The sequence below is a fragment of the Chthonomonas sp. genome (genome assembly GCA_016788115.1).
GTDB lineage: Bacteria > Armatimonadota > Fimbriimonadia > Fimbriimonadales > Fimbriimonadaceae > UBA2391.
Genome location: JAEURR010000009.1, coordinates 55880 through 69958, shown reverse-complemented (window position 1 = coordinate 69958; position 14079 = coordinate 55880). Strand labels below are relative to the sequence as shown.

At 60.0% G+C, this 14079-nt stretch carries 12 protein-coding genes; 7 read left to right on the top strand and 5 right to left on the bottom strand.

Annotated elements, in window-relative coordinates:
• Positions 1-16: 16 nt before the first annotated feature.
• Genes JNM85_11055 through JNM85_11045 form a run of 3 tightly spaced genes read right to left on the bottom strand, consistent with a single transcriptional unit; the run spans position 17 to position 4628 of the window.
• Positions 17-2332: a S9 family peptidase gene (locus JNM85_11055; protein ID MBL8088592.1), complete on the bottom strand. Its 2316-nt coding sequence runs from the start codon at positions 2330-2332 to the stop codon at positions 17-19.
• A gap of 46 nt (positions 2333-2378) precedes the next feature.
• Positions 2379-3368: a magnesium/cobalt transporter CorA gene (gene corA / locus JNM85_11050; protein MBL8088591.1), complete on the bottom strand. Its 990-nt coding sequence runs from the start codon at positions 3366-3368 to the stop codon at positions 2379-2381.
• 9 nt (positions 3369-3377) lie between these two features.
• Positions 3378-4628, bottom strand: a complete 1251-nt coding sequence (locus tag JNM85_11045) for an MFS transporter (GenBank protein MBL8088590.1) — start codon at positions 4626-4628, stop codon at positions 3378-3380.
• A gap of 69 nt (positions 4629-4697) precedes the next feature.
• Here JNM85_11045 and JNM85_11040 point away from each other — a divergent pair, with 69 nt between their 5' ends.
• Genes JNM85_11040 through JNM85_11020 form a run of 5 tightly spaced genes read left to right on the top strand, consistent with a single transcriptional unit; the run spans position 4698 to position 11006 of the window.
• The gene (locus JNM85_11040; GenBank protein ID MBL8088589.1) at positions 4698-5708 is read left to right on the top strand and encodes a C39 family peptidase; all 1011 of its coding nucleotides are present in this window, start codon (positions 4698-4700) and stop codon (positions 5706-5708) included.
• A gap of 57 nt (positions 5709-5765) precedes the next feature.
• Positions 5766-7382: an efflux RND transporter periplasmic adaptor subunit gene (locus JNM85_11035; protein ID MBL8088588.1), complete on the top strand. Its 1617-nt coding sequence runs from the start codon at positions 5766-5768 to the stop codon at positions 7380-7382.
• A gap of 1 nt (position 7383) precedes the next feature.
• Positions 7384-8613: an ABC transporter permease gene (locus JNM85_11030; GenBank protein ID MBL8088587.1), complete on the top strand. Its 1230-nt coding sequence runs from the start codon at positions 7384-7386 to the stop codon at positions 8611-8613.
• Between the two features lie 15 nt (positions 8614-8628).
• Entirely contained in the window at positions 8629-9597 is a 969-nt protein-coding gene (locus JNM85_11025) for a glycosyltransferase family 4 protein (GenBank protein ID MBL8088586.1), read from the top strand.
• A 23-nt stretch (positions 9598-9620) separates the two neighbouring features.
• Entirely contained in the window at positions 9621-11006 is a 1386-nt protein-coding gene (locus tag JNM85_11020; protein MBL8088585.1) for a DUF4382 domain-containing protein, read from the top strand.
• A gap of 32 nt (positions 11007-11038) precedes the next feature.
• On the opposite strand, the gene JNM85_11015 is transcribed toward JNM85_11020, so the two are convergent.
• Positions 11039-11524 (bottom strand): DUF1579 family protein, encoded by a 486-nt coding sequence (locus JNM85_11015; protein MBL8088584.1) that lies wholly within the window; start codon positions 11522-11524, stop codon positions 11039-11041.
• 53 nt (positions 11525-11577) lie between these two features.
• The gene (locus JNM85_11010) at positions 11578-12597 is read right to left on the bottom strand and encodes a glycosyltransferase family 4 protein (protein MBL8088583.1); all 1020 of its coding nucleotides are present in this window, start codon (positions 12595-12597) and stop codon (positions 11578-11580) included.
• Positions 12598-12682: 85 nt separating this feature from the next.
• On the opposite strand from JNM85_11010, the gene JNM85_11005 reads away from it, so the two are divergent.
• Together JNM85_11005 and JNM85_11000 are read left to right on the top strand one after the other, a co-directional pair.
• Positions 12683-12991: a hypothetical protein gene (locus JNM85_11005; protein ID MBL8088582.1), complete on the top strand. Its 309-nt coding sequence runs from the start codon at positions 12683-12685 to the stop codon at positions 12989-12991.
• A gap of 20 nt (positions 12992-13011) precedes the next feature.
• Positions 13012-14013, top strand: a complete 1002-nt coding sequence (locus JNM85_11000) for an isocitrate/isopropylmalate dehydrogenase family protein (protein MBL8088581.1) — start codon at positions 13012-13014, stop codon at positions 14011-14013.
• Positions 14014-14079: the final 66 nt, after the last annotated feature.

The window sequence follows — 14079 nt, the reverse complement described above, 5'->3', positions numbered from 1 at the left end:
ATCGGGGCCGTTCCTTTTACTTCCGCTCCCAGTGCTTGAGAATGAAGGCGAGGTACATCAGGTGCCGATCACGATTACTCATGTCGCCTCCCATGCCGTGGCCACCCGTCGGGTCAAGGCCCAGCTCAACCAGAGGTCCCTTCCCTGCACGCAGAAGCTCCTGATAGACCTTCACCGTATCCTGGAAGAGGACGTTGGTGTCCTCCATGCCGTGCAGCAGGAACAGCGGCGAGCGCAGCCCCTTCACCATCTTTGTCAAAGAGAACGCGTCGGCGGGCTTTGGATCGCCAATGGGGCTCCGAGTTATGGTGTTGCCTGTGTACCAGTTGTTGTAGTTTTGCCACTGGGTGGGGCCAGCACCGGCGATGCCCAGCGTGAACACGTCAGGAGCCGTATAGAGGCACATTTGGGTCTGGAAGCCGCCGAAGGACCAACCATTGATCCCGACCCGTTCGCGATCCACACCGTAGGTGGCGTCCAGGTACTTCACCGCGTCCGAGAGGTCTTCGACTTGGGGCACGCCTGGATTGTTGAAGTTGGCCTTGCCAAAGGCCGCCCCGTAGCCCGAGGAGCCGCGCGGATCGACCGTCGCCGTGATATAGCCCAACTCCAGGGTCAGGTACTGCGCAAACGCGTAAGCAGTCGAGTTGAAGTCGCCATTCTGCACCGAGTTGTCGGTCCCGAGTGGACCGCCGTACACATACATGAACAGAGGTCGCTTCTCGCCCGGCTTCATTCCTGGCGGAAGCATCACATAGCCGTGTACCGTTTGCCCGTTGCGATTCTTGAAATCGAACAGGGACGGCTGGAGCTTGTTGTACTTCTCGGCGAACCCGTCACGGTGACTCTTGGTGAGTACCTTTTCGGCTGCACCTTCCTCGGTCTTTCGCACCACGAGTTCGCGAGGCTGATTCCAAGTTGCGCGGATCATGGCCACGCTGCCGCCATCCAGTGAAAGGCTCATGGCGCTGTAGCGTGCGACTTCGGCTGCCAGCGGGGTCACCTTTCCCGTCGCAACATCGACCTTCTCCAACCGCCCGTTTGCGGGATTGACGCTCGAAGAACGGACGAAGAGCGTCTTGCCGTCCTTGGAGAGCCCCACAGGAATGACTTCAAAATCGCCGGTGGTGAGCTGCTGTGCTCCCTGGCTGATGGGATCGACGATCCACGCGTGCCGGTACCCGCTGTTCTCCAACATCGCGATGACCCGCCCGTCAGGAATGTAGAACGGACTCACCATCCCCGCGGTGTTCTCCTCTCCGTCCTGCTTGGTCTGGTAGACCGTGGCGACCTTCTTGGTGCCGGTGTCCGCGACTTGGAACTTCACATCCTTCGTGTTCCGGGAGTAAGTCGAGAAGACGAGCTTCTTCGAGTCTGCGCTCCAGGGCTTGCCGTCCATGCTCATCACCATAAGGTCGTCCCCACCCTTGTAGGCGAATACCTCCCATGGCTTCTCGTCTGAACTCGGCCCCAGATCGACTACGTACACGTAATTCTCAAATCGGAACGGATCGTCCGCCACATCGCGCTGGGTCCGCTGCGCCTGCGCAAATCGATCGCGATAGGTGATGTAGTCCACCTGACGTCCGCCGGGAAGCGGTCTACCGGCCTCAAGGGCGACCTTGGTTTCGTCGGGCGAGAGTGCGTAGCCGCCCACGCTCATGTTGTTCGGGAGTTCTGGATTGAGCTGCTCGATGGCGACGCTGTCGAACCTCGCGCGGTAGATGCCGTCGTCCCGGCGGAAGTAGAAGGTGCCCGGCTTCTCACTGTACACCGGCTGCGCTTCCTGATCGCGAGTCTTCGTGATACGGGTCGGAAGCTTGTCGGCAACCTTCCAACGGTACAAGTCCCCTTTGTAGGTGAACATGAACTCGTCGCTCGTCTTGGACCAAGCCGTCGGGGAGAAGGCACCGTAGCTCGGCTGCCGATCGCCGCGACGCGCGCGGGCTTCGGCTTCCTCTTTGCGCTTCTGGAGGGCGTCGCGCCACTCAGCGTCCCCGAGCGTCAGCAGTTTGTCCTGCTCGACCTTCTCCTGTCGGTACCGCACCATCGCTTGCGGGATGTCCTTGTCGAACGGCTGCATGATCTCCATCGAGGTCAGGCGACGAGCCTTTCCCTCCTTGGCGTCGTACAGCCACAGGTCGGCCACGGGCTCTTCGTAAGCATTCCAGGTGTAGGTCAAGTAGCGGCCGTCTTCCGACCACGACATGTTCTGCGGCATCTTCCCGAACCACGATTGGCGCGGAAAAAGGTCGTCAAAGTTGATGTTCTTGTTGGTGGGGGCGAGGCTCGTTGAGCCGACGGCCAAGGCGGCGAGGATGGAGGTCACCATGCGGAGTATTTACCGCAATGGACTGCGAAAGTGTGCCCAAATCGTTCTACAGCCAACCGATCCGGCGAAAGATCCACAGTTCGAAGGCCACGATCACGGCCATGCTCCCGAGAACGAGTGGATACCCATACCGCCAGTGGAGCTCGGGCATCGAGTCGAAATTCATCCCGTAGATGCCGCTGATGAGCGAGATCGACATGAGGATCGTACTCACCACCGTGAGCACCTTCATGATTTGGTTCATGTTATTCGAGATCACGCCAAGCCGAGCGTCGAGCAGATCTCCGAGCAGATCGCGGTTCATGTCTACTCGCTCGATCAGACGAAGTGCGTGGTCGTACAGATCTTGAAAGAGCGGCTTGTCGTCCATGGGGATCGTCGTGATATCCCTGCGCAAGAGCGAGTTGACGATATCTCGCAGCGGTGTCGCGTTCCGCCTGAGGTCGAGCATTCTGCGCTTGAAGACGAGCATCTCTTGGCTGCTAGGAGGTTCGTCCGAAAAGATTCGCGTCTCCATCGCGTCAATGTCGTCTTCGAGTCGGTCCAGCACGGGATAGTAGTCGTCGACGACTTCGTCGATCAGATTAGCCAAGAGTTGAGAGGGACGATCCCCTACTTGCTCAGGATACTGGTGCCAGCGCTCGAACCAGCGATCAAGCGACTTTGACCGGCGACCGCTGATCGTGATCATGAGTTCATTGGTCAGCCGGACCCCGATGGCTTGGTAACGCTCGGGCAATGCCTCGGTGCTCACCTTGCGGACACACAGGAACAAGTCCCCCTCAGACTCTTGAAAGGTCGAGACCTCGTTTACCAGGACGTGGTCGATCGCGGAGGCATCGAGTCCGAAGAGTGCGGTTAGATCGGCGCGTGCGCGCTCGGGATCGGACACCACAAGATTGATCCACACCACCGCCCCCGGCGTCGCGACCATTTTGTCGATGTCTTCTGGGACCACCGGTTTGCAGCCGTCGCCATGAAGCCTGCAACTCGCTTGGTACTCGTACCCGTCGCCGTGGTGAAGCTCGCCTAACACCCGCCTAGTTTACGCCGGAGTCTGATCTGCAATGGTTTCGTAGAAGTCGAGATCGCGAGCATAGGTCTCCGGGAGCTTCCACACTGCGAGTACTCCCAGCACCAGCACCCCAATTCCGAGCGCCACCGTCGATCCGATGAACCCCATGTTCGGCGTGAGTGCGTTGCGCAGCATGGTGAGCGGGATTACCATGCCCCGCACGAAACTAGGAGCGGTGATAGCGACGGTGCCGCGGAGGTTCGTGCCAAAGACCTCACCCGCCGTAGTCACGAACACCGCCCAGTAGCCTGCCCCCACTCCGGCGATGAACATAAGCCAGTAGAACAGGGTCGCATCCCGAGCGACGAGGATGATCGTGGCGATGGCGACCGTCATCAACGCAAAGGCAGAAATGAACGCCCAGCGGCGGCTCTTCCAAACTTGGCTCAGACCGCCGAAGAGAACGTCTCCGACGGTCAGGCCAATCGCCGAGATCATGATGATCTCAGGGGCACTTCGGGCGGGATCGATGCCGAGCCCTTTCTGCAGCTCGGGACTGAAGACCATGAACAGCCCGGCGAAGTACCAAACCGGCAGGCCGCAAAAAATCGTTGCCAAGTACCGCTTGAACTGTTCCCAACTCGATACCAACCCCAAGAGGTCGCCCCGTCGCACATCATCGCGCTCTGCGAGCTTGGCGAACATGCCCGATTCGTAGACGCCGATGCGTAGGAGTAGCAGCGCGAGCCCCATACCTCCGCCGATCCAGTAGCTGATTCGCCAATCAAACATCTTGCCGAACATCGCCGCGGCGACCGAGCCCGCGACGCCCACGGTAGCGACGAGCGTTGTGGCCCAACCACGATGCTCTTTGCTGACGAGTTCGCTCACGAGCGCGATGCCTGCGCCCAACTCACCCGCCAAACCGATGCCGGCAACGAATCGGCATGCTGCGTACTGAGGAATCGAGTGGACAAACCCGTTCGCGATGTTGGCAGCTGAGTACAGGAGGATGGATCCAAAAAGCACGGTCAGCCGTCCGCGCTTATCTGCGAGAATCCCGAAGAAGATCGCGCCGAGAACGAACCCACCCATCTGCCAGTTGAGCAGTGCCTCGCCAAGCGCTTTGATCTGAGCATCCGTCTGGAACCCCAACGCCTGAAGGCTCGACTTCCGCAAGATCGAGTACAGCCACAGGTCGTACACGTCGACAAAGTAGCCGAGTGCGGCGGCGGCGATCACCAAGACGGTGCTCGCTCGCTTGGAGTTAGCGCTACGCATATCGTTTGGGACGCAAGATTCCGCACCAAAGGATGCGATGGCTCCGGAAACTTCCGTACACTGTGGTGCATGCTGCACCCGCTCATGCTCGTCGGCGCTACGGCCCCAGCGACCGCATTCCAGTCGTTCCATGTTCAGAGCGACGCGATCGTCATCGAGCAACGAATCAAGACGACAAGCCCGTTTGACGATGTGGTTCTATCGCTGACCGCCCGCGCGAAGGACCAGAGCTTGGTCCGCCTCGAAGTCAGGGCCATCGCGTCCGGCCGCGCGACGAAGTTCTACAGCTTGGGCGAATGGAGCGAGTGGGAACCGCTACGCCGCAGCATCGACAGCCAAGGCGACGCCGACGGGACGGTCTACACCGACACCTTGGTGCTCAAACAACCCGCGACCGAGTTCGAAATCCGTATCACCCGCCAGCCGGGCACGAACGGCGAACTTCCGATCGTGGAGGGATTTGACGTCTCGTTCGTAAACTCCAAGTCCAGGCGTCCGGCCGGGAAGCCGCGCATCTCGGCATGGGATCGGCTCATCCCCGTCGTCAAACGCAATCAGGGCGACTACGAGAATGGCGGCGTCCTGTGCAGCCCGACCACGCTTTCCATGTTGATCAGCTATTGGAGTGAAGAAGCGTTCGCCCCGCGCTGGTTCAAAGACGTCCCCGAAGTGCAGGCTGGCGTCTATGACCAGGTCTGGAAGGGCACGGGCAATTGGACCTTCAACGCCGCCTACGCCGCGTCGCTCGGTCTGCGCAGCTACGTCACCAGACTGAACAACTTGAGTGAGCTCGAAGCTTGGATCGAAGCCGGATTTCCTGTGGGATGCAGCGTCAGCTACGGATTCTTGAAGGGGCTCGGACAGCGCGAGGACAACGATGGCCATCTGGTCGCGCTGGTCGGATTCACCCCCAGTGGAGATGCGATTATCAATGACCCGGGCCGCCGCGCGCAAGAGCGCCACATCATCCCGCGTCGCGACTTCGATGACGCCTGGAACACCAGCGGACGCGCCGTGTACCTGGTCTATCCGCACGGTTCGAAAGTGCCTCGGGTCCGCGGAGCGGCCTGGGATCAGTAGGCCTTTGGACTGACCCTGGGCAAGCGACGGCTGCAATAGACAAAAATAGGAGCACTGATGAAGCGAACTCTCTTTGTCGTTGCTGGCATTCTTGGCGTTGTAATCCTTTTCGGCGTGATGGCACTCAATGGTGCCAAGAGGGCCAAGGAGGCCGCGGCCCTAAAGGGCAAAGAAGGCCACACCGTCGCGCGCGGCGATATCCGGGTCCAAGTAATCGAAACCGGCACGATCGACGCGCTCCTGGCCGTCGAGGTGAAGAGCCAGGTGTCCGGCCGGCTGGCCAAGCTCCTCGTGAAGGAAGGCGACCTTGTGACGAAGGGGCAGCTGATCGCGGTGATCGACCCACAGGAGACTCGCAACCGGGTCGAAGGCGAGCTCGCACAGCTCCGCGGCGCACAAAGCTCGGTTAAGCGGAGCTCCATCGAGATGGAGCAACGACGCGTGACGGCAGCAGCGGCTTACGACCGTGCAAAGCTGCGCGTCGCGCAGCTGGAGTCTGAGTTGAAAATCCAGCCAACGCTCACGAAGAGCGCGATCTCTCAAGCAGAGGCCTCGTACAAGTCGGCCCTGCAGGCACGCGACGAACTCGTCAAGGTACGCCAACCGAATGAGCGCGCTGCCGTTGAATCGGCACTCCAAGACGCCATGGCCAGCCGGGACAATGCCCAGAGCGAGCTAGCCCGTCGCAAGACGCAGTACGACAAAGGGTACATCAGCCTCCGCGATTACCAGGACGCACAGCTGAACGAGTCGCTGTCGCAGAACAAAGTGGTGAACGCCCAGGCACGATATGATCGACTCAAGCAAGAGGAGCAGCTTGCGCTAGCCCGTGCCGAAGAGACCATCAAGCAGAGCCGAGCCGAGCTTGATCGCGCCAACGCGAATCGCATTCAAGATTCCACCAAGCGTCAGGACTACCAGACCGCCCTTGCGAGCCTGCGCGATGCACAGGCGGCGCTGCGTGACCCCGAAGCCATGGCTCAGAGCGTACGGCAGTCGCAGGCGACCGCCGAGCAAATCCAGAATTCCCTCCGCGAGTCACAGCGACTCCTCGGCGAGACCGAGATTCGCAGCCCCATCGACGGGATCGTTACGAAAAAGCTGGTGCAAGAGGGCGAACTCGTCACCAGCATCGGCGGTTTCAGTAGCGGCAGCCCGATCGTCAAAATCGAAGATCGGCACCAGATGCTGGTTCGACTCGACATCAATGAGATCGACGTCGCGCGACTGAAGCTGAAGATGGGTGCAAAGATCACCGTGGACGCGGTCCCAAACAGTGAGTTCACCGGCGTCGTGACCAAACTCGCCCCAACGAGCAACGATCCAGCGGCTGGAGCAAGCAGCGCCGTCGTGAAGTACAAGGTCGAGATCACATTTGACAAGGTCGATGACCGATTGAAGTCCGGCATGAACGCCAAGTGCACGGTTACAACCCTTGAGCGCAAGAACGTCGTCGTGTGCCCGATCGAGTACGTCGGCAAGGACGACAAGGGACGGTTCGTGATGCTCGCCGCAAAGGATGCCAAGGGCAAACCAGTTCGCAAAGACGTGACCGTGGGTGCCGAGAGCGGTGCCCAACTCGAAGTCCTCTCGGGGCTAAAGGGCGGCGAGTCCCTGGTCAAGCCGGATTACAAGGGCCCCGAACGGCTCGGGGCGTTCTCGGGCGGAGACTGACATGAACTTCCTTGAGAGCTTCCGAATTGCCCTCGGCATGCTACGGCTGCACAAGTTGCGTGCATTCCTTACCATGCTTGGAGTGATCATCGGTGTGATGAGTGTGACGATCATCGTCATGATCTCAAACGGGTTTCAAAGCTACATCAAGTCTCAGTTTGCAAAGATCGGCTCGGACACCCTCTTCCTGACGTTTGAGCCCTGGAGGCTGAAGGATGCCGATCGTCAAGGATCGATCGAGGGGTTGAAGCTCGATGACATCAAGTACATCACTGATCGCGTTCCCGAAATCGAAGTCGCCTCAGGCTTCCGAGAAGCTGGCCGCCAAGATGTCACCTTCGGTGAGAAGAAGTCGAAATCGGTACGGATAAACGCCTCCGATGCAGAATTCACAACACTGAACCGGGTGACACTCCTGTCGGGCAGGTTCTTGAACCGCGCGGACCTGGATGCCCGAGCGAACGTTGCCGTCATCAGCGAAGACGTCTCGAAAGAACTCTTTGGGGGCGCAAGTCCCATCGGCAACCGGATCGGAATGAACGGCATCTCGCTGGAGGTCGTGGGCGTCAGCGAACCGCTTGAGCTGATGGGAGACCGCAACACCAAGACCGTCTTCATGCCGCTCACGACCGCAAACCAAAAGTGGATTGGCGGCGACAGCGTGGATGCGATCCTCATGCGCCCGAAGGATGGCTACGATCCCAACAAGGTCATGGACAAAATTTGGCGACTCCTGATGGCGAGGACCGGGAACAAGGCCGTCTACTCGCTCGATTCGAGCGCCAACGTGATGAAGGTCTTCCAGGGGATCATCGGCGTGGCGGGAGCGCTCCTCGCGGGAATCGCGGCGCTGTCCCTGCTCGTCGGCGGCATCGGCATCATGAACATCATGCTCGTCTCGGTGACGGAGCGCACGCGCGAGATTGGTCTGCGCAAGGCGGTCGGCGCAAAGCGATCGGCTGTGTTGCTCCAGTTCCTGATCGAGGCGGGAACGCTCAGTCTGATCGGTGGTCTCATCGGGATGTCGATCGCATGGCTCATGGGCCAGGGTGTGACGGCGCTGACCGTCGCAAAGGGGTTCCCCAGCAAGGACGGTTTGGCGCTGCCATTCCCGTTGGTTGCCGCCATCGGGGCGAGCATGTTCTCCGCGGCGATTGGAGTGGTGTTCGGCTTCTTCCCTGCCGTCAGTGCGGCCAAGCTCGACCCCATCGTCGCGCTTCGCACTGAATAAGCGCAAAATAGCGGCATGACCGAGCGTCCGCTGCAGATTGCCCTCGTAGGGTTCGGCTTGTTACCCATCCCGCCCACGGGGTGGGGGGCTGTGGAGAGCATTCTCTGGGAAATGCACGAACGGCTCACTGCGCGCGGACATACGGTCCACATCGTGAACGAACGAAAGCGAAAGGCGTTCCGAGCGTTGATGAACCTGCCGAAGCTCGATTTCATCCATTGCCATAACGACCGCGCGGTTAGCCGGGTGATGGCGGCGGGCATCCTCAAGCGGGCCAGAGTCATTGCTACTTCGCACCACGCTTGGCATTGGGGGGCTCTTCCAAACGACTCGCGCCGCTTACTGCGCATGACAAGCTACGCGCCATTCCAACTGCCGCTGACCGATCGGTGCGGACATGAAATCCGGCGAAAAAACCCGTTTGCAAAGATTGCGGTGCAGCCCAACGGTTGCGAGGTAAGCCAGTTCCGATTTCAGCCATCGGGAAATTGCCGCGCTATTTGCGTTGGGCGTATTGAGAGCCGCAAACGACAGGATTGGATCGTCCGTGCACTTGCCGAAAGCAAAGTGGAGTGCGATTTCGTCGGTCCCATCCGCGATGCGCTTTTGCCGGACGGTAGGAACTACTTGGGAGAGTGGACCCGTGAGCAGCTTCGCGAACGACTTACGGAGTACTCGGCACTCGTCCTCGTATCCACTGCCGAAGGTCAACCGCTGGTCGTCCCAGAAGCGCTGGCCGCCGGACTGTCCGTGGTCGTCACCCGGCCGGCCGCAGAAAACCTGGATCTCAGCAAACCGTTCGTGCATCTCTTAGAGCAGGAAGGCGACCTGCAACCCACGATCGAGAGAGCGATTCAGGGCCAAGACACCCTCCGGCAGGACGCCCGGAAGTATGCTGAGGGCACATTCGACTGGGAGATTTTGATGGACCGGTACGAACGCCAGCTTCAACTATGGCGTAGCGGCAGGGGGTCCAGTTCGTAAGTACAGAGTAAGGGAATACACGTATGAAGAAACTGATTCTGATTTGGGCATTGGTGTCCGCCCTCCTGATTGCAGGGTGCGGCGGAGGAGGAGGCTCCTCAAGCGGTGGAGGCGGCGGTGGCGGCAGCACCACGGGCAGATTGAACGCATTTATCACTGACAGCATGTCGGACTACGCCCAAGTATGGGTGACCATCAACAAGGTCGAACTTGTGAAGAGCGACGCGACTCGTGTGACGGTTTTGGGAGGCGCTGCCCCGCTGACAGTGAACCTGACCACCCTGCACGACGGCACGGGCGGGCTCTTCAAGATGCTCAACAGCCTTGACATCCCCAAGACCACCTACACTGGGCTTGTATTCACCGTCAACAAGGCGCTCGTCGTCTTTCCAAACGGCGCAACTACTGGGCAGAATCGCAGCTTCCCGAACTCGCTTGATGCAGGCGCGGGGACCTCAGCGATACCCGTCAACTTTGCCTCAGCGACCTCGCTGGGGAACGATGACAATCTGATCATCGACTTCGACCTCGCGAACTGGAACGATGACGGCACGGTCGTCACCCCAGTCCTTGCGAAGAAGGACGATAACTCCGTTTCCGATCCAGCGAGACACGCTGGCGAAGACTACAAGGGCACCGTCTCGAACCTGACGTCCGGCGGATTCACGCTCACCTTCGCAGGGGGCGGCGCGTTCGCGGTCACAATCAGCGCCGCTACAGAGATCTTCTCGGACAATGGGACACCCAATGTCGCGCTCAGCAACGGAGCCATCGTCGAAGTTCGCGGTACCTACTCCACGACCTCGCGCGCATTGGTCGCCACATCGATCAAGCTCGACGACTCCCTGGACCCGGACGTTAAGGTTCATGGAATTCCGGTGGACTTTGATGACTCAACCGGACGCATCACCGTCGAGATTAGTGAAGCCAGAGGGTTCTTCCCGACTGCCGATAGCATCGTGATTCAGCCGGCCACGGGGGCGAAGTACTTGAACGACGCCGGGGCGCCCATCACCGCAATTGAGTTCGCAGAATTGATGTTCTTGGGCGAACTCGAAGCCGAAGGGAGCGTCTCGGGTGGCGTCTTCACCGCAACGAAGCTCAAGCTGGACGACATCGCCGATGACGACGGTGGCGGGCAAAATGAAGCACGTGGCTTAGCCAGCGACGCGAACCTCGACGCGGGCACCTTCCGAATCCGGCTGAACGAGTGGTTCGGCTTCGCCGGAATGATGAACCAACTAGTGACCGTTCAGACGAGCGCATCGACGATCTTCGAAGATGGCGACGGCAACGAGCTGACGGATGCTGAGTTCTTCGACGCGATCACCTCGACCAGCGAGATCAAGGTCAAGGGCACGTACAACGGCATGACCTTCACCGCAACCCGAGCGATCTTCAAGGACTGAGACTCGCCAACACGAGCGGGGCCGCCGGAAGTTCAGCCTCCGGCGGCTTTTTTCACGCGTTTGTAGTCCAGCTCCCATTGGGTCTCCCAGCTTTTGCCCGAGTCTCCCGAGTGCTGCCAATCCCAGTGAAATCCGTCCGCGGTGATCTTTGAGAAGACCATGCGCATCCGCGTCCCCTTGGCGCTTACTTCCGCGGGGATATTGTTCTGGACAAACATAAATCCCTCTTTCGTTGCTTCTCCCTCGAACGTCAGGTACGCGCCAGAGTTGTCCACCCACGTCTGGAACCACTTCTTCTTGCGTACATCGTAGACGGACCAACTCGATCCAGTGAAACCGTCCGACTCAAAGGTCTCTTGGACGACCTTGCCACCTTGGACCCGCACAATGACGTTCTTGGCTTTGGTCTCGGTGTACTCCTCCTTGCCGGGGGCGTTGCGCATCCGTCCGGTCAGCTGCCATTCACCGAACCAAAAATCCAGCTGCTTGGACGGGTCGACCTCCGCAGAGAGAAGCACCGATGAGATAACCGCTGCAAGAACCATGCAAGGCGATACGAGCGGTCCATGCGCTAAGGTTTCATCGTTTCTGCGATGGTCCGCCACCGCACCGCATGGACGGCCAGGGCGTTTTCGCGCTCGACCCGCTGACGGCCCGCTTGGCCGACGCTGGCCGCCACTTCTGGCTGTGCAACCGATTCAGCGAGGGCCGCATGGAGCGCCGCTCGGTCGCCCGGCGAGAAGACCCATCCGTGCACCCCGTCACTGACCATATCGCCGAGCCCCCCCACCGATGTGCACAGCACGGGCAAACCGCTCGCCTGAGCCTCCAGGACCGCCAGTGGGCTACAGTCTGCGTGGGTGGGAAACACAAAGGCATCGGCGTTTGCGTATCGCGCCAGAAGCTCAGGAGATTGCGGTCCGACGCCGATGTGGCGGAGCACGTTCGGCGGTAGCTGTTCTGGGGCACCAGGGCTCACGATATCGAACTGGAGCTCCGAAAACTGCGCTGCCACAGCAAGGAGGTCTTCCCCCCCCTTGCGCTTGAAGTCACCTCCAACAAAGAGCACTCGGCGCACTTGTGACCGCGGCGGCTGCGCGGGAAAAAGGCCCGTGTCCATGGGCGGCCCAATCGTGGCGCACTCCACGACCTGGTAGTCCTGCTCGAAGCCAGCCGAGCACCAGCGCGACATGCCGACGAAGTGAGCGCCGTGCGCTGCCAGCCGTCGCATCTGACGCTCTCGGTTGCGCAGCTTCGCCTCCGGACGATTGAATCGGTAGAGATCGTTCAGCTGGCGGTGGCTCGCATCGCCGTAGATCATCGTTTGCGCAGCGCTCCTTAACGGCAAAAAGCCTGCTTCCCCATTGCTTGCCACGATCACCCGATCGACCCGGCCAGCAAGCGACCGGACAGCACGGCGCATCGCGAGCTGCTTGGCGAAGGTTCGGAATCCCCGTCGCAGGTACGGATTGCCAAAATCCTCGGGGTTGGCGAAAATGACGGAGTCGAAAGCCGAGGGCAGGCACGTTGCCCACCGTGCGCGGACAACCCTCCATCCCAGCGCGTCCGTGCAGCACACCCCACATCGCATCGAACCCACCATACCCGGCCTTTTGACAGGGTCCGGGTCGAAACCCCATAATGGAGCCTGAAATGAAACGAAGGAGCACCCGCCCATGATGACCCTACACGGAGTCGATGTCTACATCTGGACCGAGACCAATGAGACCCCCGAGATCACCAAGGAGTTCGGTTCGCTGAAGCTCACTCTGATCTCCAACAGAGGTACCCGCGTGTACCCGGGTCCGGCCCCCGATATCGCCCTTTTGAACTGGCCCCGATGCCGGTACGAATCCGATACTGAAGTCACAGACGCACAGATCCAGACGGTGCTGAACGAGCTGACCGCCTCCGGCTACCGCTGGACCAAGGCTCAGAAGCTCTTCCGCGAGGATGGCAACAACCTCTACAGCCAGCCCTACTAACCTAAGGAGAACAGATTCAAATGGCTCATAAAGTAGCACTCATTCGCGGAGATGGAACGGGTCCGGAACTCGTCGCCGCAGTTGAAAAGATCTTCCAGGCCGCTAACGTCAACATCGACTGGGTCGATGTCGAGGCTGGCCTCAAGTGTGTCGAAGCTGGCAAGCCGATCGTCCCCGACGAGACGATCGCCAAGATCAAGGAGCTCGGCGTGGGTCTCAAGGGCCCGATGACGACTCCGATCGGCAAAGGCTCCGTCTCGCCGAACGTCACCTTGCGTAAGAAGCTTGACTTGTACGCGTGTGTGCGACCGGTACGGTCGCTTCCCGGTGTCCCTACGCCCTTCGACAATCTCGATATCGTCATCTTCCGCGAGAACACCGAGGATCTCTACGCGCAGATCGAGTACATGGCGACCGATCAGGTGGCGCACACCGTCAAGCTGATCTCCAAGTTCAGCTCGGAGCGGATCTCGCGCGCAGCATTTGAGTACGCCCGCAAGAATGGTCGTAAGAAGGTCGTTGGTGTGCACAAGGCCAACATCATGAAGATCGGCGACGGTCTCTTCCTTCGCACCTTCCAGGAGGTCGCCAAGGACTATCCCGAGATTGAGAGCTGGGACAACATTGTCGACAACCAGTGCATGCAGTTGGTCACCCGCTGGAAGCTGTACGACGTCCTCGTCCTGCCGAACCTATACGGCGACATCGTCAGCGACCTCGCGGCGGGCATGATGGGCGGCCTCGGAGTGGCTCCGGGGGCGAACTATGGAAATGGTTGTGCCGTGTTCGAAGCTGTGCATGGCTCTGCACCGAAGTACGCGGGCCTGGACAAGGTGAACCCGACCGCGCTCCTCTTGTCGGCGACGCTTATGCTGGAGCACCTCGGCGAGGATGCCGCGCGCAAGAACATCGAAGGCGCGCTTGAGGCGACGTTGTCCAAGGGGATCAAGACCTACGACATCGGTGGCTCGGCAAAGCTGAGCGAATTCACCGACGCCATCTGCAGCGAACTCCGCGGCTGACACGGGACGAATAAAGAGATCGGGCCACCTTCCAATTGGAGGGTGGCCCGAATCTTTGATAAGGAG